Source organism: Xanthomonas sp. SHU 166 (genome assembly GCF_000364685.1).
GTDB lineage: Bacteria > Pseudomonadota > Gammaproteobacteria > Xanthomonadales > Xanthomonadaceae > Xanthomonas_A > Xanthomonas_A sontii.
Genome location: NZ_AQOJ01000292.1, coordinates 1 through 1,612, shown reverse-complemented (window position 1 = coordinate 1,612; position 1,612 = coordinate 1). Strand labels below are relative to the sequence as shown.

Annotated in this window: 2 protein-coding genes; both read right to left on the bottom strand. The window is 73.4% G+C overall.

Annotated elements, in window-relative coordinates:
* A partial coding sequence (locus D180_RS09085; protein WP_157835445.1) for a tetratricopeptide repeat protein occupies positions 1-538 on the bottom strand: 538 nt, incomplete at its 3' end.
* On the bottom strand, positions 526-1,612 hold a 1,087-nt coding region (gene bcsZ / locus D180_RS09080; RefSeq protein ID WP_017912544.1), incomplete at its 5' end, for a cellulose synthase complex periplasmic endoglucanase BcsZ. The genes D180_RS09085 and bcsZ, both read right to left, overlap by 13 nt.

The following is a 1,612-nucleotide window of genomic DNA, read 5'->3' as shown; positions in this document are numbered from 1 at the left end:
GCTGCGCGGCAGCCAGGCGGCGCAGGCCGTCGCGTGCGCCGTCCCAGCCCTGCGGGGTGCCGGCCAGCGCCTGGTAGTACTCCAGCGCCAGCGAGTCCGGCGGGCCCTTGCCGTCGAACAGCGCCTGGTAGGCGCGCACCGCGTCCACGTAGCGGCCGGCGGCGGCGGCGCGGCGCGCGTTGCGCAGGTCGATGTTATCGCCGGTGCCGCCGATCGACATGGCCAGGCGCTGGGTCTGCGGCGCCTGCGGATGCGCCTTCTGCAGTTGCGCCAGGCGCTTGCGCGCGTCGGTCTGGCGACCCTGCGCCAGATCGATCTGGGCCAGGCCGAGCAGGGCGTCGGGCTGGTTCGGGTCGACCCGCAGCAGCTTGCGCCAGGCATCGGCGGCGAGATCGTCGCGGCCCTGGTCGTGCCAGTAGTTGCCCTGGCTGACCAGTTGCTGGGTGGCGTCGGCGTTCTGCGCGTGCGCGCTGCCGGCGAGCAGGCACAGGTCGATCATGCCGGCCAGGTACAGGGGTTTGAGGTTCATGCGGAGCATTGGGTTCTCCAGGCGGGCTGCAGCGCGCCGTCTGCGGAAAAGCGGTAGCGGTTGTCGAGCCAGGCGCGTCCGAACAGGATCAGCACCCGGTCGTAGTAGGGAAGCCGTGCCGCGGCGGCGTCGCCGGGCGCGGGAATGCGTTGCGCCTGCGCCTGGAGCAGCGCCGGTTCGCGCAGCGCGCTCAGGTACGGCAGCATGGCCGCGGCGAAGCCGGGCGGCGCCTGGCCGCTGCCGACGCCCTGGCGGCTGTCGATCTTCTCGTCGAGACGGCCCTGCGCGCGCAGTTGCTGCAGCGGGCCGGACAGGTCGTCGAGCAGCGCCTTGCGCAGCGGATCGGCGGCATCGAGCATGCCGGCCCACAGGTACACGCGGATGGCGTCGTAGCTGCCGATCGCGCCCTTGTCGGGGTCGACGCCGAACGCGCGGCCGTCCCAGGCGGTCCAGTCCGGCGCGAAGCCGACCGGCGCGCTGTCGCGCAGCATCCGTGCGCTGCGCGTGGCCAGGCCGGCCCACGGCCCCTTCGGATCGACCGCGGCGAAGCGCCGCAGCAACTGCAGCGGCAGGTAACTGGGGTTGAGCGTCCAGCGTTGCGGCCTGACGAACCCCTTGGCCGCCGGCAGCAGCATGCTGCCGAACCCGGGCAGCTCGGCCAGCTCGGTGCGTCGCACCAGCGCCAGCATCTGCAGACCGGCCTGGGTGTAGCCGGGCCGTTGCCACAGGCGCCCGGCCTCGAGCAGCACGTAGGCGATCCACAGGTCGGCGTCGCTGGCGCTGTTGCCGTCGAGCACGCGCCAGCTGCCGTCGCTGGCGCGGCCCCACAGCCAGGCCGGCAACACCTGCTGCGGGCGGCCGCCGCACAGGTTGTGCCGGGTCCAGCCGAGCACGCGTTCGAACAGCACCTGGTCGTTGGCCACCAGCGCGAAGAACAGCGCGTAGGACTGGCCTTCGGAGGTGCTGCGCTGGTCGGCGTGCTGGAAATCGATCACCCGCCCGCTGGCATCGAGGTGCTTGCCGACGAACGCGGTCCACTCGCGCCACGGCGCGCAGGCCGGCGCCGCCGCCAGCGCGGCGCGC